18 protein-coding genes are annotated in these 19,583 nt (G+C 51.8%); 7 read left to right on the top strand and 11 right to left on the bottom strand.

What is annotated here, in order from left to right; genetic code table 11:
* Positions 1–20 precede the first annotated feature (20 nt).
* From yeiB to mglC, 5 genes are all read left to right on the top strand, one after another.
* A complete protein-coding gene (gene yeiB / locus ACM615_RS15430) occupies positions 21–1,175 on the top strand; it encodes a DUF418 domain-containing protein YeiB (RefSeq protein WP_129638988.1) in 1,155 nt (384 codons plus the stop codon).
* Between the two features lie 270 nt (positions 1,176–1,445).
* Positions 1,446–2,489 (top strand): HTH-type transcriptional regulator GalS, encoded by a 1,044-nt coding sequence (gene galS / locus ACM615_RS15435; RefSeq protein ID WP_129638987.1) that lies wholly within the window; start codon positions 1,446–1,448, stop codon positions 2,487–2,489.
* A 249-nt stretch (positions 2,490–2,738) separates the two neighbouring features.
* Positions 2,739–3,737: a galactose/glucose ABC transporter substrate-binding protein MglB gene (gene mglB / locus ACM615_RS15440; protein WP_129638986.1), complete on the top strand. Its 999-nt coding sequence runs from the start codon at positions 2,739–2,741 to the stop codon at positions 3,735–3,737.
* A 226-nt stretch (positions 3,738–3,963) separates the two neighbouring features.
* Positions 3,964–5,499, top strand: coding sequence for a galactose/methyl galactoside ABC transporter ATP-binding protein MglA (mglA, locus tag ACM615_RS15445; RefSeq protein ID WP_112287275.1), 1,536 nt, complete (start codon positions 3,964–3,966; stop codon positions 5,497–5,499).
* A gap of 18 nt (positions 5,500–5,517) precedes the next feature.
* On the top strand, positions 5,518–6,528 hold the full coding sequence (mglC, locus tag ACM615_RS15450; protein WP_112287276.1) for a galactose/methyl galactoside ABC transporter permease MglC: 1,011 nt from the start codon (positions 5,518–5,520) through the stop codon (positions 6,526–6,528).
* Between the two features lie 105 nt (positions 6,529–6,633).
* Here the strand turns inward: mglC and sanA are convergent, their stop codons facing one another.
* From sanA to ACM615_RS15495, 9 genes are all read right to left on the bottom strand, one after another.
* Positions 6,634–7,551 (bottom strand): outer membrane permeability protein SanA, encoded by a 918-nt coding sequence (sanA, locus tag ACM615_RS15455; RefSeq protein WP_132965407.1) that lies wholly within the window; start codon positions 7,549–7,551, stop codon positions 6,634–6,636.
* Positions 7,552–7,778: 227 nt separating this feature from the next.
* On the bottom strand, positions 7,779–9,476 hold the full coding sequence (locus ACM615_RS15460; RefSeq protein ID WP_120161169.1) for an NAD-dependent malic enzyme: 1,698 nt from the start codon (positions 9,474–9,476) through the stop codon (positions 7,779–7,781).
* A gap of 158 nt (positions 9,477–9,634) precedes the next feature.
* On the bottom strand, positions 9,635–10,519 hold the full coding sequence (gene cdd, locus ACM615_RS15465) for a cytidine deaminase (RefSeq protein WP_129638983.1): 885 nt from the start codon (positions 10,517–10,519) through the stop codon (positions 9,635–9,637).
* A 298-nt stretch (positions 10,520–10,817) separates the two neighbouring features.
* Positions 10,818–11,552 (bottom strand): arginine ABC transporter substrate-binding protein, encoded by a 735-nt coding sequence (locus ACM615_RS15470; protein WP_129638982.1) that lies wholly within the window; start codon positions 11,550–11,552, stop codon positions 10,818–10,820.
* 226 nt (positions 11,553–11,778) lie between these two features.
* Positions 11,779–12,447, bottom strand: a complete 669-nt coding sequence (gene artM / locus ACM615_RS15475; protein ID WP_112287281.1) for an arginine ABC transporter permease ArtM — start codon at positions 12,445–12,447, stop codon at positions 11,779–11,781.
* Positions 12,447–13,163, bottom strand: coding sequence for an arginine ABC transporter permease ArtQ (gene artQ, locus ACM615_RS15480; RefSeq protein WP_431012139.1), 717 nt, complete (start codon positions 13,161–13,163; stop codon positions 12,447–12,449). Before artQ ends, artM begins: the two co-directional genes overlap by 1 nt.
* Before the next feature lie 12 nt (positions 13,164–13,175).
* Positions 13,176–13,907 (bottom strand): arginine ABC transporter substrate-binding protein, encoded by a 732-nt coding sequence (gene artJ, locus ACM615_RS15485; protein ID WP_112287282.1) that lies wholly within the window; start codon positions 13,905–13,907, stop codon positions 13,176–13,178.
* Between the two features lie 47 nt (positions 13,908–13,954).
* Positions 13,955–14,683 (bottom strand): arginine ABC transporter ATP-binding protein ArtP, encoded by a 729-nt coding sequence (artP, locus tag ACM615_RS15490; protein ID WP_112287396.1) that lies wholly within the window; start codon positions 14,681–14,683, stop codon positions 13,955–13,957.
* Positions 14,684–14,893: 210 nt separating this feature from the next.
* The gene (locus ACM615_RS15495) at positions 14,894–15,475 is read right to left on the bottom strand and encodes a lipoprotein (protein WP_112287283.1); all 582 of its coding nucleotides are present in this window, start codon (positions 15,473–15,475) and stop codon (positions 14,894–14,896) included.
* Between the two features lie 189 nt (positions 15,476–15,664).
* On the opposite strand from ACM615_RS15495, the gene ACM615_RS15500 reads away from it, so the two are divergent.
* Both ACM615_RS15500 and ACM615_RS15505 read left to right on the top strand, forming a co-directional pair.
* A complete protein-coding gene (locus ACM615_RS15500) occupies positions 15,665–15,991 on the top strand; it encodes a heavy metal-binding domain-containing protein (RefSeq protein ID WP_112287284.1) in 327 nt (108 codons plus the stop codon).
* Positions 15,988–16,836, top strand: coding sequence for an N-acetylmuramoyl-L-alanine amidase (locus ACM615_RS15505; protein ID WP_431012140.1), 849 nt, complete (start codon positions 15,988–15,990; stop codon positions 16,834–16,836). The genes ACM615_RS15500 and ACM615_RS15505 overlap by 4 nt, the downstream gene beginning before the upstream one ends.
* A 37-nt stretch (positions 16,837–16,873) precedes the next feature.
* Here ACM615_RS15505 and ACM615_RS15510 read toward each other — a convergent pair whose 3' ends face one another.
* Entirely contained in the window at positions 16,874–17,908 is a 1,035-nt protein-coding gene (locus ACM615_RS15510; RefSeq protein WP_112287286.1) for an NAD-dependent epimerase/dehydratase family protein, read from the bottom strand.
* A gap of 156 nt (positions 17,909–18,064) precedes the next feature.
* Complete coding sequence (locus ACM615_RS15515; protein WP_430319211.1) at positions 18,065–19,519, bottom strand: DUF2867 domain-containing protein; 1,455 nt, start codon at positions 19,517–19,519, stop codon at positions 18,065–18,067.
* Positions 19,520–19,583 lie beyond the last annotated feature (64 nt).

Below are 19,583 nucleotides of genomic sequence, written 5' to 3' on the forward strand. Positions count from 1 at the left end.
CGTTAACAGGAACGCCAGGTATGCGCTCACGTATTGCCACGCTCGACTTTGCCCGTGGTCTCGCCATTTTTGGCATTCTTCTGCTCAATATCAGCGCCTTCGGGTTACCGAAAGCCGCTTACCTGAATCCGGCATTTGCCGGTACACCCTCGACTTCTGATACCTGGACATGGGCTGTGCTCGACGTCGTGGCGCAGGGCAAGTTCCTGATGATGTTCGCCATGCTGTTTGGCGGCGGACTGTATTTGTTGCTGCCGCGTGGTAAACACTGGATCCAGGCGCGTCTTTCGATTCTGTTGCTGTGCGGATTTTTACACGCGACCTTGCTGTGGGATGGCGATATTTTGCTGTCTTACGGACTGATCGGTCTGGTGTGCTGGCGGATGGTGCGGGAAGGGCGCAGCAGTCAGTCGCTGATTTCCACGGGCATTATTTTGTATCTGATTGGCGTGGCGGTACTGGCCATGCTCGGGCTTATCAGTTCGCCCAAGCCCGGCAGTTTCTGGCTTCCGGGACCAGCGGAGATTCAATATGAACAATACTGGCGGCTGAAAGGCGGCTGGGAAGCGATTCAGAACCGGCTCGATTTGCTGTCGTCGAGTCTTCTGGCGATCGGCGCGCAATATGGCTGGGAACTGGCGGGCGCAATGCTCATAGGTTCCGGTCTGATGCGCAGCGGCTGGCTGAAAGGTGGGTTTCGTCCCTCGCATTACCGTAAAGTTGCCGCAGTGCTGTTACCGCTTTCACTGCTGATACAAATCCCGGCGATTTATATGCAATACCGCACCGGCTGGGACTACCGCTGGAGTGGTTTTTTATTGCAGGTGCCGCGTGAAATTGGCTCGCTGATGCAGGCCGTCAGCTATCTCGCGCTGTGTTACGGCTTCTGGCCGCAGATCTCCCGCTGGCGACTGACGCGCTGGGTATCAATGATTGGTCGCATGGCGCTGACAAACTATCTGTTACAGACTCTCATCTGCACCACCTTCTTCAACATTTTCGGCTTCTACCAGCACTTCGACCGCCTGCAACTGGTGGCGCTGGTGCCGCTGGTCTGGGCATGTAATCTGCTGGTGACGCTGCTGTGGTTGCGCCGTTTCAGGCAGGGGCCGGTGGAATGGTTATGGCGTCTTCTGACGGCGAAAGCCGCAGGCGAAGAACTGAAAACCACCTGAGCCTGAGGTCGATACATCATCCTAAATGATGGATTTGGGATGAAGGTTGCAAAATTGTATGTAAACGTTTTCTTTCCTGTGACGAGATTCACGCAGGCGTTTTCACAAAATGATTAGGATAGCGGTCGTGCCAGTCCGACGACCACTACACTAATAAAGGAAACGCCATGAGCACTTCACCTCGCTTCTCTTTGTCTGCATTTTTTACTTCCTGGGTCAAAAACTTCCGTATTCCTCCTTACCATTCTCTGGCTGATCACGGAGCGACGCATGGTCACCATTCGTGATGTCGCCCGGCTGGCGGGCGTTTCTGTCGCCACCGTTTCACGTGTTCTGAACAATCCGGCAATCGCCAGCAAAGAAGCGCGCGAACAAGTTTTACAGGCGGTCGCCACGCTGGGATACCGGCCAAATGCCAATGCGCAGGCGCTGGCAACTCAAACCAGCGACACCATTGGCGTTGTCGTGATGGACGTTTCCGATCCGTTTTTTGGCGCGCTGGTGAAAGCGGTGGATACCGTTGCACAGCAGCATCAGAAATATGTCCTGATAGGTAACAGCTATCATATTGCCGAAAAAGAAAGGCATGCTATTGAAGTTTTGATTCGACAACGCTGTAACGCGCTGATTGTGCATTCCAAAGCACTGGGCGATGACGAGCTTTCCCGCTTTATGGATCAGGTTTCCGGCATGGTGCTGATTAACCGGGTTATTCCGGGCTACGAACACCGTTGCGTCTGGCTTGATAACGTCAGCGGTGCGGAAATGGCGACCCGTTTACTGCTATCTCAGGGGCATCAGCGCATTGGTTATATCGGTTCCAGTCACGGAATCGAAGACGATTTGCAGCGTTATCAGGGCTATTCACAAGCAATGACGCAGGCAATGACGCAGGCACATCAGAGCGGTGATGCGCCACCTGCCGCATGGCGGGCGCAAAGTTCGCCGGATCTGCAGGGCGGGGAGGCGGCGATGGTGGAATTGCTTGGCCGTAATTTACATCTGAGTGCGGTGTTTGCGTATAACGATTCGATGGCGGCGGGTGCGATGGCCGTGTTGAAAGAAAACGGAATTAACATTCCAGACGATTTTTCTTTGATTGGTTTTGATGATATTCCGATTGCCCGTTATACCAGTCCGAAGATGACGACGGTGCGCTATCCGATCGTTTCGATGGCAACACTGGCGACCGAACTGGCGCTAAAAGGTGCGGCAGAACAGCTATCTGCGGGCGTATCGCATTGTTTTATGCCGACGCTGGTCAGACGCCATTCGGTGTCACCGTGGCAAAATGTGGCGCCCGTCACTTATTGATCAAATAACGCGATGTAACCGTTTTCAATCTGTGAGAACTTTCACAGTTTATTAACATCACGCACATTATGATTCATTCGTTTTCAATATGATTCAATTTGGGTCCGCCTGGCGGACTTGTTTCACAGCGAGTCAGGACGTTATAAGTCAAGGATGGCAGGCACCCGCAAACATAGCGTGGATCTGTACTGCTCCCGCATGGATTTCCGGTGCCACATTCTGTAACACCCTACATAACCGGAGATACAAATGAATAAGAAGGTCTTCACCCTGGCGACTCTGGCTGCAAGCATGATGTTTGGTTTTGCCGCGCATGCTGCTGATACAAAAATCGGCGTCACCGTCTACAAATATGATGACAACTTCATGTCCGAAGTTCGCAAAGCCATTGAGAAAGATGCAAAAGCGTCTCCAGATGTGCAACTGCTGATGAATGACTCGCAAAACAGCCAGTCCACCCAGAATGACCAGGTTGACGTTATGCTGGCGAAGGGTGTTAAAGCGTTAGCCATCAACCTGGTTGACCCGGCTGCTGCCCCGGTAATTATCGAGAAAGCCCGCGGTGCTGGCATTCCTGTTGTTTTCTATAACAAAGAACCTTCCCGTAAAGATTTAGACAGCTACGACAAAGCGTATTACGTCGGGACTGACTCTAAAGAATCCGGCGTTATCCAGGGTGAGCTGATTGCTAAACACTGGAAAGCTAACCCGGCCTGGGATCTGAACAAAGACGGCACCATCCAGTACGTACTGATCAAAGGCGAGCCGGGTCACCCGGATGCTGAAGCGCGTACTAAATACGTGATCAGCACCCTGAATGGCAAAGAAGGCCTGAAAACTGATCAGCTGCAGCTCGATACCGCCATGTGGGATACCGCTCAGGCGAAAGACAAAATGGACGCATGGTTGTCCGGTCCTAACGCTAACAAAATCGAAGTGGTTATCGCCAACAACGACGCAATGGCTATGGGCGCTGTAGAAGCACTGAAATCTCATAACAAATCCAGCATTCCGGTCTTCGGTGTGGATGCGTTGCCGGAAGCGCTGGCACTGGTTAAATCTGGCGCAATGGCCGGTACCGTGCTGAACGATGCAAGCAACCAGGCTAAAGCAACCTTTGAGCTGGCTAAAAATCTGGCTGCAGGCAAATCCGCTGCTGATGGCACCAGCTGGAAAGTTGAAAATAAAGTCGTTCGTATTCCTTACGTGGCTGTAGATAAAGATAATCTGTCTTCCTTCGTGAAATAAGTCGACGTCCGCAGCAGTAAAGACAGACAGCAATAAAAAACAAAGCTAAGCAGTGGCAAAAATAATTGCGGTTAAGCCGTAAATAAAGACTAAGTATGATTAGACGTTAATGCTTATCTGACAGGACGTCATGTCGCTCTGCGTGTGGTGCGTATACCGGCCATACGCAGGGCTGACATCAGGTATTAATACATCCGTTTATTTTTATCTTTAGCCAGGTACAACTATGGCCGATATTTCGTTATCTGACACAAAAACAGAAAAGCCAGGTGAATTCCTGCTGGAAATGAGCGGCATTAATAAATCATTCCCAGGCGTTAAGGCGTTAGATAATGTGAATTTAAAAGTGCGTCCGCATTCCATCCATGCCTTAATGGGTGAAAATGGCGCGGGTAAATCCACATTATTAAAATGTCTTTTTGGAATTTACAGCAAAGACTCGGGTACGATTCTTTTTCAGGGACAGGAAGTTAATTTTAAAAGTTCCAAAGAGGCGCTTGAACAAGGTGTGTCGATGGTGCATCAGGAATTAAACCTGGTGTTACAACGTACCGTCATGGACAACATGTGGCTGGGACGTTATCCGACCAAAGGCATTTTTGTCGATCAGGACAAAATGTACAAAGACACCAAAGCGATTTTTGATGAGCTGGATATCGATATCGATCCGCGTGATAAGGTCGGTAAATTGTCTGTTTCCCAGATGCAGATGATCGAAATCGCCAAGGCGTTTTCCTACAATGCCAAAATCGTCATTATGGACGAACCAACATCTTCCCTGACGGAAAAGGAAGTGAACCACCTGTTCACGATTATCCGCAAGCTGAAAGATCGCGGCTGCGGCATTGTGTATATCTCTCATAAGATGGAAGAAATTTTCCAGCTGTGTGATGAAATCACCATCCTGCGTGACGGCCAGTGGATTGCCACTCAGTCGCTGGAAGGCCTCGACATGGACAGAATCATTTCCATGATGGTCGGTCGTTCACTCAGTCAGCGCTTCCCGGACCGTCAGAACGTCCCGGGTGAAGTGATCCTCGAAGTCCGTAATCTGACTTCACTGCGTCAGCCTTCGATCCGCGATATTTCCTTTGATTTACATAAAGGGGAAATCCTCGGAATTGCCGGTCTGGTCGGTGCGAAACGTACGGATATCGTTGAAACATTATTTGGCATCCGTGAGAAAGTATCCGGAACCATTAAACTGCACGGCAAAAAAATTAATAATCACAGCGCCAATGAAGCCATTAATCACGGGTTTGCGCTGGTGACTGAAGAGCGTCGTTCAACCGGTATTTATGCGTATCTGGATATCGGTTTTAACTCGCTGATTTCGAACATCCGTCAATATAAAAATAAAGCCGGATTGCTCGACACCGCCCGTATGAAAAGCGATACCCAGTGGGTTATCGATTCCATGCGCGTGAAAACACCAGGGCATAAAACCAGTATTGGCTCTTTGTCTGGCGGGAACCAGCAAAAAGTCATTATCGGGCGCTGGTTATTAACCAATCCTGAAATATTAATGCTGGATGAACCAACTCGTGGGATTGACGTTGGCGCTAAATTTGAAATTTACCAGTTAATCACCGAGTTGGCTAAAAAAGAGAAGGGGATCATTATTATCTCCTCTGAAATGCCTGAGTTGCTGGGTATTACTGACAGAATATTGGTTATGAGTAATGGACAGGTTGCGGGTATTGTTGACACAAAAACGACTTCGCAGAATGAAATATTACGCCTGGCTTCCTTGCATCTCTAATTTTTAAGGGTTCTTATTATGAAAGCATTAAATAAGAAAAGTGTGCTCACTTATTTAAAAGAGGGCGGGATTTATGTGGTACTGCTGGTCTTACTGGCCATTATTATCATCCAGGATCCCAGCTTCCTCAGTCTGGTTAACTTAAGTAACATTCTTACGCAATCTTCTGTGCGCGTGATTATTGCGCTTGGTGTGGCGGGTCTGATTGTCACACAAGGTACCGACCTGTCTGCCGGTCGTCAGGTTGGTTTAGCGGCGGTTGTCGCAGCCACCATGTTGCAGGCAATGGACAACGTCAACAAAGTCTTCCCACATCTGGAAGTGGTGCCGATCCCGCTGGTCATTCTTACCGTGTGTATCGTCGGCGCGCTGATCGGTTTGCTTAACGGTATTATCATCGCTTACCTGAACGTGACGCCGTTTATCACTACGTTGGGTACCATGATTATCGTTTACGGGATTAACTCCCTGTATTACGACTATGTGGGCTCCTCACCGATTGCCGGTTTCGATCCTGCCTTCTCCAAGTTTGCACAGGGCTTTATCCACCTGGGCGGCCTGAAGCTTTCCTACATCACCTTCTATGCGGTCATTGCTATCGCCTTCGTCTGGGTGTTGTGGAACAAAACGCGCTTTGGTAAAAACATCTTCGCCATCGGCGGTAACCCGGAAGCCGCAAAAGTGTCAGGCGTTAACGTACCGTTAAACCTGATCATGATTTACGCGCTCTCTGGTGTGTTCTATGCCTTCGGTGGTTTGCTGGAAGCAGGGCGTATCGGCAGTGCGACTAACAACCTCGGCTTTATGTACGAACTCGATGCCATCGCAGCGTGCGTGGTCGGTGGCGTATCATTCGCCGGTGGTGTGGGTTCTGTGGCAGGCGTGGTAACCGGTGTGCTGATCTTCACCGTCATCAACTACGGTCTGACCTACATCGGCGTGAACCCTTACTGGCAGTACATCATCAAAGGCAGCATCATCATCTTCGCGGTGGCGCTGGACTCTTTGAAATACGCCAAGAAAAAATAAGTTATCGGGTAGTAAAAACAAAAGGCCGCGTATGCGGCCTTTTTGCTGTCGTAAATACGGAACCGGACTGCTACCCCCTTCGCAGGGGTGGGAGCTGTGTGGTTTTCACTGCTGGAATGGATTTCTGCCCACCGGTTTCGCCGGTTCAGGTTGAGGAGCGGCATCCTCGGTTTCAGCCTGAGCGGCTTCATTGGCTTCCTGCTCGGCTTTCAATTTTGCCGCTTGTTCTTCGGCGGCTTTATCCGCAGCCGCTTTATCTGCTGCTGCTTTATCAGCCGCGGCTTTGGCGATAGCGGCTTTCTTCTCGTCTTCCAGCTGTTGTTGCAGAGCCAGTAACTGCTCAGGCGTCACCGCCGGATAGCCCTGGGCATCATCAGGAATATTGTGTATCGCAGGGATTGGGATCAACGGGCCAAGGAAGCGCGGCTCGCGTTTAAGCAGATACAAATCGGTCAGCGCGCCCAGACGGGCGAAGATTTCACGGCTGCGGACGCTGAGCATGTTTTTCGGCGAAGGGACGGCAAAACATTGCGCCTGAATCCCCATATGCAACGCGATAAACAGCGCACGTTCACAGTGGAAACGTTGGGTAATAATGATGAAATCGTTGGTGTCGAAGACTTTACGCGTGCGCACGATGGAATCGAGCGTCCTGAATCCGGCGTAATCGAGCACGATGTCGCTGGCGGGGATCCCGGCGGCGATGAGGTCACGTCGCATGGTGCTCGGCTCATTGTAACTTTGCTGCGCATTATCACCACTGAGCAGCAGGTATTTTACCTTACCGCTGTTGTAAGCATTAATCGCGCCCTGAATGCGGTAGAGGTAATACTGGTTGATCACGCCGGTGCGGTAATATTTTGACGTTCCGAGTACCACGCCGACCTGACGATGTGGCAGGGTCTGTACTTCGTCGTAAATATAAGGCTGGGTGCGTAAGCTGATCCACTGATCAAGCCCAATAGCGACAGCCAGCATCAGAATAATGATGCCGAAAACGCCAGCTATAAGTCGCTTAATCATAGGTATCCCTGTTATGACCAGATGGAAATCGGATCCAAGGCTACTTTACCTCTTCGGGGTTCGCAATACGTTGGACTCTGCATCGGCCGGCTTCGCGGGTTTTTTCAGCACTTTTCAGGCAATTACTTTCTAATCTGCGTAATGCGCTGCAATTTAGCCGAAAAAAAAGACCAATGCGCAGGGCATTGGTCTGGATCATGGTCAGTCAGCTTTTGACGAAAATGCTATCAGAAAGAGGTGCGTTTATAGCTGCGGTATTGCGGTGCCCAGAAGTTGTGCTCGATCGCTTTCGACAGCGAATCTTCCGACGTCACCATCGCCACGCCCTGCAACTGTGCGGCTTTGCCGACTTCAAGCGCGATGCATTTAGACACGCCCTGAATATCATCGACGTCCGGCAGCAGGGAGCCTTTACCTTCGGTCGCCAGCGGAGAACACTCTGCCAGTGTACGGCTTGCAGCCATCAGCATACCGTCAGTGACGCGGGTAGCGCCTGAAGCAATGACACCCAGACCGATGCCCGGGAAGATAAAGGAGTTATTGCACTGGGCAATAGGGTAAAGCGTGCCTTTATGGCTTACCGGTGCAAACGGGCTTCCGGTGGCCACCAGCGCTGCGCCGTCGGTCCAGTTCAGGATATCGGCAGGCGTGGCTTCTACGCGCGATGTCGGGTTGCTCAGCGGCATTACCACCGGACGCGCACAATGTTTATGCATTTCGCGGATGATTTCTTCGGTGAACAGACCCGGCTGGCCGGATACGCCGATAAGCACAGTCGGCCTGGCGTTACGCACCACATCCAGCAACGAAATGCTGTCATTCGCCATACCCCAGCTTGCCAGTGCGCTGCTTTTCTGCACCAGTTTGCTCTGGAAATCCAGCAGGTTTGGCAATTTGTCAGTCAGCAAACCAAAACGATCCACCATGAAGACTTTCGCACGGGCTTCTTCTTCGCTCAGGCCTTCTGATTTCATTTGCGCAACGATTTGCTCGGCGATACCACAACCGGCGGAACCCGCACCCAGGAACGCGACAGTCTGATCACTCAGTTTGCCACCGGCGGCTTTGCTGGCGGCAATCAGGCTGCCCAGCGCCACGGAAGCTGTGCCCTGAATATCATCGTTAAAGCAGCAAAGCTCATCGCGATAACGTTCGAGGAGCGGCATGGCGTTCTTCTGCGCAAAATCTTCAAACTGCAACAGCACATTCGGCCAGCGGATTTTTACTGCCTGAATGAACTGATCGACGAAGGCTTCATACTCTTCACCGGTAATGCGCGGATGACGCCAGCCCATATACAGCGGGTCATTGAGCAGTTGCGGATTGTTTGTCCCCGCGTCGAGCACGACCGGCAGGGTGTAGGCCGGGCTGATGCCGCCACACGCGGTGTAAAGAGACAGCTTACCAATCGGAATGCCCATCCCGCCGATGCCCTGATCGCCCAGTCCAAGGATGCGTTCACCGTCAGTTACCACCACGACTTTTACATGTTGTTTGGTGGCGTTTTGCAGCATGTCATCAATGTGAGCGCGGTTCGGATAAGAGATAAACAGGCCACGTGCGCGGCGGTAAATATCAGAAAAGTGTTCACAGGCTTCGCCGACGGTCGGGGTATAAATTACCGGCATCATTTCGCTGAGATGGCTGTCGAGAAGGCGGTAGAACAGTGTTTCGTTGGTGTCCTGAATGTTTCTCAGATAGATATGCTTATCGATGTCGGTTTTGAAATTCTGAAACTGGCGGTAAGCACGGTCGGCTTGTTCCTCGATAGTTTCAACCGCTTCCGGGAGCAACCCGTGGAGGTTGAAATTGCTGCGTTCTTCTTCGGTGAACGCACTGCCTTTATTCAGCAGCGGGAATTCTAACAGGATCGGGCCAGCGTGAGGGATGTACAGGGGACGTTTACTTTCGTATTCAAGTTCCATCGTTTTACTCTTCCGGTGTTCAGAATGTTGTTTTTTATATTTCGGAGCGGTGAGGGTAACAGAGAGGAAATAAGGATTTCAAATGACAAATGTAATGACAATGTTATGTAACTAAAGACTCCGGAATTGGAGTCTTTAGTGTTAACCCGCTCACACTATCAGCAGGTCAGCGTGCTCACATCCTGACAGCCCAGCGCGTTTAAGGTGGCGCGTGTGGCATCTTTTTGGGTGATCAGCGCCTCTTTTTGCTCAACCAGCACCGCGCGACGAACGTTCAGGCAATCTTCTCCCGACATATTCAGCAAGATTAATGCGGCCTGTAACGGAGGCAGGCTTGGGTTAAACGCAGCGTTTTCTGCGTAGCGACCAGCAAACTGTTTGCCGCTGGATGTTTCCAGTGCCACACCACTGTGCGATTTGCTGTAAGGCGCATGACTCTGGTTACAGGCATCCAGCGCAAGCAGCGCCAGCGCATCAGTCGTATCGGTTTTGAAACCGTGATCGACCTTATCCATCAGCAGGGTGGTGATATCCAGATCCTTCGGTCCGAATGAATGCGGCAGATAATCGCCCAGCGTGGCGACGTCTCTGTCCGGCAGATGAATATTCAGCGCCGTTCCGCTGGTCAGTTCATTCATAAACTGACGGCAGTGACCGCAAGGCGTGTAGTTCACGGTGATGGAAGCCAGACGGGTTTCGCCCCGCAGCCAGGCATGTGTGACTGCAGATTGCTCGGCGTGAACCGTTTGCTGCATTGGCGCACCGGCGAATTCCATATTGGCACCGAAATACAGATTGCCGGAAATACCGCGGGCAATGGCACCGACGTGGAAATGAGAAATAGGCGTGACGGAACAGGCGGCGGCCAGCGGCAGTAAAGCAAAGGCCAGCGCATCGTCATTCAATCCTGTCGCTTGTTTTATCTCTGCAACATCCGCCGCAGAGAACATTGCCGGAAAGTCGTCATGTCGCAGAAATGGCTCAAGCGCGGAGGATAAATTTTCAGGGAGTGCCGCAAAGGCGGTATGAAAACGTGCGTGCATAAACATTCGATCTCGACAGTGATTACGGTTGAACAGTTTAAAAGTCATTCCATGAATGTAGTGTGACGGATATCACTTTTTCGATGTAATAAGTTCTGGCAGATTACATTTTTGAGAGATGTTACGCAGAACAGCCGCCTTTTTAGTCCGTTCCCCAAAATCATTCGAGCTGAATCCATGCGGTAACTGAGTGAACCCCGGGAGCATACATCAGTATGTGACCGGGGTGAGTGACCAATCTGCCGGGAGCAGATTGGTACGCGGCCAACGCAGCGTCAGCTCGAAGGATGACGGGGGATCAGTGGGACGGGAACCACTTGTCATTGATCTTTTGGAATTCGCCGTTGGCTTTGATGCCTTCGAGCGCCGTGTTCAGTTTCGCCAGCAGTTCCTTATTATCAGGACGCACCGCCATGCCGACGCCGGTACCAAAGTATTGCGGATCTTTAATCAGTTCACCCACTTCACCGAGATTCGGGTTGGATTTCAGCCAGCCATTTAGCACCGCGGTGTCGCCTAACAGGCCGTCCAGGCGACCACTTTTCAGATCCAGAATCGCATTCTGATAGCTGTCATACCCGACGGTGGTGATTTCAGGGTGTTTTTCCATCAGGTATTTCTGGTGTGTGGTGCCATTTTCCAGTCCTACGCGTTTGCCTTTCAGGTCAGCGATGGACGCGAACTTGCCTTTTGGCCCGATGATCATCGCGGTATTAGCGTAGTAAGGCTGGGTAAAGGTGACCTGCTTGCTGCGCTCTTCGGTAATATCCATGCCGGAAATGATCACATCGAAACGACGGAATTTAAGCGCCGGGATCAGACCATCAAACGGCTGATTGGTAAAGGTGCAGGTTTCCTGCATTTGCTTACACAGCGCGTTCGCCAGATCGATATCAAAACCAATAATCTGATTATCAGCACCGATCGATTCAAACGGCGGATACGTGGCGGAAGTACCGAAACGAATAGTATCTGCAGCAGTGGCAGCAAAAGCAGTGGCAGACAAAAGGGCAGCGAGGATCAGCTTTTTCATGCAATACATTCCTGTTCAAAAAATGACATTCCCTTCACGGTACAGTTTACTGATTTTATTAATATAATCGGGTAACTGGCAGGAAGTGAGACCGGTAATTAAAGTGCCATTAAATGAATTTGTATGCAATAAATTTGATTAAAAAATTATAAGCTGGCATGAGGCCGGTTTTACAGGCACAAAAAAAAGGGACGATTTCTCGTCCCTTCAGGTATTTTCTGCTTAATCAGTTGCGGCGTTCAAATGCCAGCGCACGGCGTTCAATCAGACGCATCATCAGGGTCAGTAAACCGTTGACGCACAGATACACCAGACCGGCTGCACCAAAGACCATCACGTCATACGTGCGGCCATACATCAGCTGGCTGTGACCCATAACATCCATCAGCGTGATGGTGTAGGCCAGCGAGGTACTTTTAAACACCAGCACCACTTCGTTGGAATACGACGACAGCGCACGTTTAAACGCATATGGCAGCAGGATACGCAGGGTCTGGGGCTTCGACATACCCAGCGCGTCACAAGATTGCCACTGACCGGAAGGAATGGCGCGTACCGCACCGGTAAACAGCTGCGTGGTATATGCCGCGCTGTTCAGCGCCAGCGCAAACATCGCGCAAAGCCACGGTTGTGACAGCACTTCCCATAACCACGGAATTTCACGAATCGATGGAAACTGACCCGGACCGTAGTAAATCAGGAAGATTTGCACCAGCAACGGGGTGCCGGTAAACAGCGTGATGTAACCTTTCACAATCTGGCTGGCAACCGGCACTTTCAGCGTCAGAATCACGGTGAAAATCATCGCCAGCAGCAGCGCCACAATCAGCGCCGCCACGGTCAGCGTCAGGCTGGTGTGCAATCCTTTGAGGACTTCAGGTAAATATTCCCACATCAGGAAGCACTCCGTTCAAAGCGGGTAGTACGCAGTTCGATGCGTTTAATCACGAACTGGCTGAACAGGGTGACAAGCAGATAAATGCAGGCCGCAATCACATACCAGGTAAACGGCTCCTGAGTACGGGTCGCGATGCTTTTGGTTTGCAGCATCAGGTCATTCACGCTGATAAGCGACACCAGCGCGGTATCTTTCAGCAGCACCAGCCACTGATTGCTCAGCCCCGGCAATGCATGACGCCACATTTGCGGCATGATCAGGCGAAAGAAAATCGCTGATTTTTTCATGCCCAGCACCTGACCGGATTCCCACTGACCTTGCGGCACGGCTTTCAGTGCGCCACGTAAAGTCTGCGATGCATAAGCCGAATACAGCAGGGAAAGGGCGATCACGCCACAGACGAACGGGCTGACTTCGAAATTCTCAATCGGCAGCTTGATCGGGATCTCGAACAGACCAAGATTGATGCTAAAGCCATCGGCCAGCACCATCAGCAGCTGAGAAGAACCGAAATAGATGAACAGCACCACCAGGATTTCCGGCAGGCCGCGCAGCACGGTGACCCACGCGGTGCCCAGCCAGCTAAGTGGCTTCCACGGCGCGGATTCCCAGACAGCGAAGATCATCGCCAGCACCAGGCCGAGGATCAGCGCACAAACGGCAAGGCCGACGGTCATCCCGGCGGCGCTTGCTAAAGGTTGGAATTCAGTCATTGATAGGCAAACTTATTGCTGGAACCATTTTGAATACAGCGTTTTGTAAGTGCCGTCTGCTTTCACTTTTGCCAGAGCATCATTCAGTTTAGTCAGCAATTCAGTATTGTTCTGACGAACCGCAACACCCAGACCGGTACCGAAGTATGTCGGGTCAGTGATTTTGTCACCGACAGCGGCCAGGTTTTTGTTCTGCTTCAGCCATTCGTTCACCACTGCGGTGTCACCGAATACCGCGTCCAGACGACCATTTTTCAGATCCAGCACGGCATTCTGATAGCTGTCGTAAGGCACGGCAGTGATTTCAGGATGCTTATCCATCAGGAATTTCTGATGGGTGGTGCCGTTTTGCATACCGACACGTTTGCCTTTCAGCGCAGCAACATCAGCGAACTGACCAGAATGCGCGATGAAAATAGCGGAGTTGTCGTAGTAAGCGTTGGTGAAGGACACTTGTTTTTCACGTTCAGGCGTGATGTCCATACCGGAAATCACCGCGTCAAAACGGCGGAATTTCAGGCTTGGGATCAGACTGTCGAAGGCCTGGTTGGTAAAAGTACAGGTTGCCTGCATCTCTTTACACATCGCATTAGCCAGATCGACATCGAAGCCCTGAATCTGATTGCTGGAGTCTACAAACTCAAACGGAGGATAAGACGCTTCCATCGCAAAACGGATGGTATCAGCCGCGCTGGCTGACAAACTGACGGTAGCCAGAACCGCGGCAATTACTAATTTTTTCATCGCTAACTCCGTAGAAAACATCAATCAATGTATTGGTGAAAATACAGTTAATGGGAAAGATAGCTGGCAAACTCTTTGGTTTGCGGCTGGGCGAAAATGGAGGCATCACCCTGTTCGACGATGCGGCCATTTTCCATATACACCACGCGGCTGGCGGTTTTACGCGCCACTTCAACCTCATGGGTCACGATAACCTGGGTAATGCCGGTGCCGGCCAGTTCGCGGATGATGCTGACGATCTGAGCGGTGATTTCCGGGTCCAGCGCCGCCGTCGGTTCATCAAACAGCAGAACCTGAGGCTCCATCATCAGCGCACGGGCAATCGCCACACGCTGTTGCTGGCCACCGGAAAGATGCAGCGGAAAACGATCCGCGTAATCGGTCAGACGCAGACGGGTCAGCAATTTCTCGGCGCGTTGCATCGCGACATCTTTGGTCAGACCCAGAACACGCATCGGGGCTTCCAGTAAGTTGTCGAGCACGGTGCGGTGCGGCCACAGATTGTATTGCTGGAAGACCATTCCGACATTCTGACGCAGTTCACGAACGGCTTTCTCGTCCGGTTTACGGGTGAAATCGAAGGTATTACCGGCGATTTGCAACGTCCCTGAACGCGGCATTTCCAGCAGGTTCAGAACACGTAACAGGGAGCTTTTACCTGCGCCACTGGGTCCGAGTAAAACCAAAGTCTCACCGGCGGGGCAGTTAAGCTGAATGTCAAAAAGCGCCTGATGCACGCCGTAGAAGCAGTTGATGCTATTAAGTTGAATACTCATGCGCAAATAGTGAATAGCCATTGATGCCGCAGATGGTAACTTCCACAGCATAGTTATGCAACGATCGCGGCTTAAAAATTATGTGTTGCCGCAGGAAGGCTAAAGTCTAGCACAACATATTGTTAACTATCTGTGACGGGGGTGTTGGTCAATGACGTTATTCATCACTGACCAACCTTTTTCACGAGGTATTTTTAGAAAGCAGAGCGGTTACTGGTGTTCTAAAACCTGGCGTAATGTTCCGCTGGAAGCAAAATCAAGATTCGCCATGTAGCGGACATCATCGACGGTCCAGCATTTGCCTTCGCGTACCATTAACACTTCATCTTTCCAGCTGGTGGATGCGCCTTTGTCCTTCTCATGTGTGAAGGTCACGCGCAGAGGAATGTTGCGGGCGTCAGTGTTTGGAATGGTTGAGGCGCTGTCCACGGAAGCGGACGTCGGGCCATCAAACAGGCTGGAGAAGATATCGCCGTCGACTGCGCCGTTACCGGTTTTTTCATTCGGTGTGGCGGCGAGATCCACTTTAGGCTGTGACTGCGCTTTGAGTAACGCATTATACAACGCCGTACTCAGGTAAGGCCGGTAAGCGGCAAGCTGGCTGGAGTTTGGTAAACCGCTGCCGCCTTGCTTAATGCGGAAATCATAGAATTGCTGAGCCACGCTGTCCGGGCCGCCGTCGACACACGGCGCGGTACGGCTGCCAATGTCCTTGTATGCAGGTTCGACCGTGGTGCAGGCATTTAACATGAACACCAACGGGATTGCGGCGACAAGAGTTTTCTTTTTCATCGTATTCCTTACTGAAAGATTGAACATTTTCACCATGACTTTCTTTACCATACAGTATAAAACCGATTTGGCTTAATGCATGGCGAAGAGAAAATCAGTCACCGGCTGATACCTCGATGCCGCACGCATGGTTTATGCTGTAAATGAAATGAATGCCAGGCTTTGGACGACAACTGATAAGGAATACTCATGCAAGTTTCAACTACTCCGACCCTCGAAGGTTTCACTATCGCTGAATATTGTGGCGTGGTGACAGGCGAAGCGATTTTAGGCGCGAATATTTTCCGTGATTTCTTTGCCGGTGTGCGCGATATCGTCGGCGGGCGCTCAGGCGCGTATGAAAAAGAGCTGCGCAAGGCGCGTGAAATTGCTTTCCGTGAACTGGAAGAACAGGCGAAAGAACGTGGCGCGAATGCCGTTGTCGGTATTGATATCGATTATGAAACCGTGGGCAAAGACAGCAGCATGCTGATGGTGAGCGTCTCCGGTACGGCTGTCATTGTGCATCGCAAATGATCGGCCAGCGTATCAGGCGTGGTCTGTTAACCGCCGCTTTACTGATGCTGGCCGGTTGTCAGCACGCCAGCCAACAGCCGGACGATGCACCGTTCCGGCTGGAAACTACGCGACAGGCGCAGGGTGCGGATCAGCGGATCCGCTTTCTGGTCATCCACTATACTGCGGAAGATTTCCACAACGCATTAAATACGCTAACCGATGAGCACGTCAGTGCGCATTACCTTATTCCGGCAAAACCGCCGCTGGAAGACGGTAAACCGGTGGCGTGGCAACTGGTACCGGAAAATATGCGTGCCTGGCACGCGGGTGCCAGTGGCTGGCGCGGGCGCACCAATCTGAACGATACGTCGGTGGGTATCGAGCTGGAAAACAAAGGCTACAGCCATTATCTGCTCGGCAAAAAGTTCTATCCGTTCCCGCCTGCGCAAATTGATTTGCTGGCAAATTTGAGCAATGAGATTGTCGCACGCTATCAGATTGAGCCACGCAATGTGGTGGGTCACAGTGATATTGCGCCGCAGCGCAAGGACGATCCCGGGCCGTTATTTCCGTGGCAGGAAATGGCGAAACGCGGCGTGGGCGCCTGGCCGGATGCGAATGTAGTGAAGCAGTATCTGGCGGGGCGCAATCCGCAACAGCCGGTGGATCAGGCGCATTTACTGGCCTTGCTGAAAGCGTACGGATACACAGTGGACGATAATATGACACCGCAGCAACAAAAGCGGGTGATTGCAGCGTTCCAGATGCATTTCAGGCAGAGTGATTATCGCGGGAATGCGGATGCCCAGACCGAAGCCATTGCTCAGGCCTTGTTGCAGCAGTATCCGGATCCAAATAGCTGATCAGCGCGGCTGACCATTGCGGTCAGTCGCACTTTTGTCAGTCTCGTTTTGGCCCGATACCGTGCAGTCCCTGAAGTTTACCGTGATCGCGCAGCCAGTCGGCGGTGCGGATAATCCCCTGATCGAGCGAAATCACCGGCACGTAGCCAAGTTCTTTCTGCGCACGTTGGGTATCCAGCGTCAGGTCAAAATTCAGTTTTGCCACGCTGTAATGTGTCAGCACCGGTTCTTTATGGGAGCTTTTGCTGATGCGCTCCATGCCCCGCGCCATCATATCCAGCAGCGGATACGGCACTGAGCGGATGCGGTATTTGATATCCAGATTTTCCATCAGCTGTTTGACCAGCGTACGCAGCGGGCGGGGTTGCTGATTAGTGATATTGAATGCGCGGCCAGATTCTGTGGCTTGTGTTTGGGTTGCCAGCCACATCGCATGGACGGCGTTTTCAACATACGTCATGTCTACCAGCGCTTCACCGCCGCGCGGTAGCATCAGCGTTCCGCCATATTTCAGCATCTGCATCAGGCGCGGCAACAGCACGTTATCGTGCGGGCCGAAAATACCCTGTGGTCGCAAAATAGTGAAATGGGTTTGCGGGTTAGACATCGCCAGCGTGTGGATCACCTGCTCACCGGCGGCTTTACTGCGCGCAAAAGAGTTGGCGAAACGGTGCGGACGGAAGTCTTCCTGAATATCCCGATGATGATGGAAATCGAAATAGATGGCCGGTGATGAAATATGGACGAAGTTTTCTACGCCATAAGCCGCAGACCACTCGCCCAGACGTCGCGTCGCGCGCACATTCGCCAGTTCGAATTCCTGTTCGCTGCCCCAGGGCGACATCAGCCCCGAACAGTGCCAGACGGTATCGATATCGGCCAGCAGCGCTTTCGCCTGCGAGGAGATAAGCGTGGTGAGATCGGCATGAATAAATTCTGCGCCCATTTTCTGCAAAAGTGAGCCCATAGCGGCATTACGTCCTGTCGCTCTGACTTTAATGCCTTTATTTCGCAGAAACTCGACGGCGTTACGCCCTAAACCGCTGCTCGCGCCGGTAACCAAAACCTTCATATACAGGCCAATGCCTTCAGAAATAGAGAAAAAATGTTTGCTGCGTCGGAGTTCTGGCACCCCTGAGCAATAAGGGTGCCATTCTTTCGTGAAATTGTGCGGGTTGCAATGAGAAAGGGTGCAAGCTGTGTGCGAAAGCGGATTAATTAACCCCCTTTAGCGTCCGCAACGATCTTTCTGACGGGCCAGGCTGGCGATACGCTTTGCCATGCCACGAAAAATAAACTGATGAGCGGGCATCATACTGAACCAGTACAGCAGACCGCTGAATCCGGCAGGGTGCCACCACGCACGAACATCCAGACTGCGGCTTTCACCGTTATCGGTGATGGTGAAGGTCAGACGCCCCAAACCTGGCGCTTTCATGCCGAACAGCAACGCCAGTTCGCGCTGAGGTTTCAGACCGATCACTTTCCAGCCATCAATTTTATCGCCAATTTTCAGGAAATCCCGATCCGGACGACCGTATTTCACACCGCCGCCGAGTAGATCGTCCATGCGCGCGCGGGTTTTCCATAATCCGTTGGCATAAAAATAGCCTTCCTGACCGCCAAGTTGCTGCACGACTTTCCAAAGCGAGGCTTTTGAGGCGGACGTTTCCAGCGTGAAACCGGCTTGCTTCGGGTAATAACCGTAACCGGGACGCCAGCGCGCACGGGCATCGGGATCATATCCCCAGTCCGGTGAATCCATCACCTGCTTTTGTTCCTGCTCAAGCGTGCTGCAGATCGCGTCATCAATTGAGATAAGATCCTGGGGAATCAACCTTTGCAATTCTGCGCTGTCGGCGGGCAAATCATGGTTCAGCCCCTGGATCAGTGCCTTTGCGAGCGACGTCGGAACAGACGTGATCAGACTGAGAAAATACACCGAAACAAAAGAAGTCGGCAGGGGAATGGGGATCAGCCAGCGGCGTTTTCCGCTCATGGCGATAAAGCGTTCAAACAACGTCTGATAGCTGATGTACTCCGGCCCGGCGGCTTCCAGAACACGGTTCTCAGTGGCCGGTAATGTCACCAGACCCTGTAAATAATTGAGCAGATTTTCCAGCGCAACCGGTGAGGATTTTGAACGCACCCAGCGAGGTGGCGTCAGTACCGGCAGGTTATAGACCATGTCCCGCATCACTTCGAACGCCGCTGAACCCGCGCCAATGACAATGCCGGTGCGCAGCTCGGTCACCGGAATATTGCTCATGCGCAGTAAATCACCGGTCAGTTTTCTGGCCTGTAAATGCGGGGAATGATTGTCTTCAGGCTGCATCGAACCGAGATAAACGATGTGCTTTATCTGAGAGTCTTTCAGTGCCAGCAGGGTATGCTGCGCCGCCTGCCGCTCTTTCTCCAGAAGGTCATCATCTTCCGTCATGGCGTGAACCAGATACACCAGCACGTCAGCGCCTTCAAAGGCAGCGGCCAGTGTTTTACTCTGATAAACATCGGCAAAACAGCAGCGCACATGCGGCCATTTTTGCTGTTGCAACCACTCTATCCGGCGTGCGGCTGCCGTCACCTGAAACCCATTCCGGCTCAGGTGGGCGGTAAGGTGTTGTCCTATATATCCGCTGGCACCGAGAATGACGACCCGGCCAGTTTGTGTCGAGATTGGCATTTCCATTTGCTCAGTCAGTGTAGGGAGAGAATTCAGAAAGTACGGCGATAACCCGCAGGTTACC

Source organism: Rahnella sp. PAMC25617, assembly GCF_050606005.1.
Taxonomy (GTDB): Bacteria; Pseudomonadota; Gammaproteobacteria; order Enterobacterales; family Enterobacteriaceae; genus Rahnella; species Rahnella variigena.

What these genes read in the sequence shown, in the direction of transcription:
- yeiB (WP_129638988.1), top strand. Translation starts at nt 21, where the DNA reads ATGCGCTCACGTATTGCCACGCTCGACTTTGCCCGTGGTCTCGCCATT.
- galS (WP_129638987.1), top strand. Translation starts at nt 1,446, where the DNA reads ATGGTCACCATTCGTGATGTCGCCCGGCTGGCGGGCGTTTCTGTCGCC.
- mglB (WP_129638986.1), top strand. Translation starts at nt 2,739, where the DNA reads ATGAATAAGAAGGTCTTCACCCTGGCGACTCTGGCTGCAAGCATGATG.
- mglA (WP_112287275.1), top strand. Translation starts at nt 3,964, where the DNA reads ATGGCCGATATTTCGTTATCTGACACAAAAACAGAAAAGCCAGGTGAA.
- mglC (WP_112287276.1), top strand. Translation starts at nt 5,518, where the DNA reads ATGAAAGCATTAAATAAGAAAAGTGTGCTCACTTATTTAAAAGAGGGC.
- sanA (WP_132965407.1), bottom strand. Translation starts at nt 7,551, where the DNA reads ATGATTAAGCGACTTATAGCTGGCGTTTTCGGCATCATTATTCTGATG.
- ACM615_RS15460 (WP_120161169.1), bottom strand. Translation starts at nt 9,476, where the DNA reads ATGGAACTTGAATACGAAAGTAAACGTCCCCTGTACATCCCTCACGCT.
- cdd (WP_129638983.1), bottom strand. Translation starts at nt 10,519, where the DNA reads ATGCACGCACGTTTTCATACCGCCTTTGCGGCACTCCCTGAAAATTTA.
- ACM615_RS15470 (WP_129638982.1), bottom strand. Translation starts at nt 11,552, where the DNA reads ATGAAAAAGCTGATCCTCGCTGCCCTTTTGTCTGCCACTGCTTTTGCT.
- artM (WP_112287281.1), bottom strand. Translation starts at nt 12,447, where the DNA reads ATGTGGGAATATTTACCTGAAGTCCTCAAAGGATTGCACACCAGCCTG.
- artQ (WP_431012139.1), bottom strand. Translation starts at nt 13,163, where the DNA reads ATGACTGAATTCCAACCTTTAGCAAGCGCCGCCGGGATGACCGTCGGC.
- artJ (WP_112287282.1), bottom strand. Translation starts at nt 13,907, where the DNA reads ATGAAAAAATTAGTAATTGCCGCGGTTCTGGCTACCGTCAGTTTGTCA.
- artP (WP_112287396.1), bottom strand. Translation starts at nt 14,683, where the DNA reads ATGAGTATTCAACTTAATAGCATCAACTGCTTCTACGGCGTGCATCAG.
- ACM615_RS15495 (WP_112287283.1), bottom strand. Translation starts at nt 15,475, where the DNA reads ATGAAAAAGAAAACTCTTGTCGCCGCAATCCCGTTGGTGTTCATGTTA.
- ACM615_RS15500 (WP_112287284.1), top strand. Translation starts at nt 15,665, where the DNA reads ATGCAAGTTTCAACTACTCCGACCCTCGAAGGTTTCACTATCGCTGAA.
- ACM615_RS15505 (WP_431012140.1), top strand. Translation starts at nt 15,988, where the DNA reads ATGATCGGCCAGCGTATCAGGCGTGGTCTGTTAACCGCCGCTTTACTG.
- ACM615_RS15510 (WP_112287286.1), bottom strand. Translation starts at nt 17,908, where the DNA reads ATGAAGGTTTTGGTTACCGGCGCGAGCAGCGGTTTAGGGCGTAACGCC.
- ACM615_RS15515 (WP_430319211.1), bottom strand. Translation starts at nt 19,519, where the DNA reads ATGCCAATCTCGACACAAACTGGCCGGGTCGTCATTCTCGGTGCCAGC.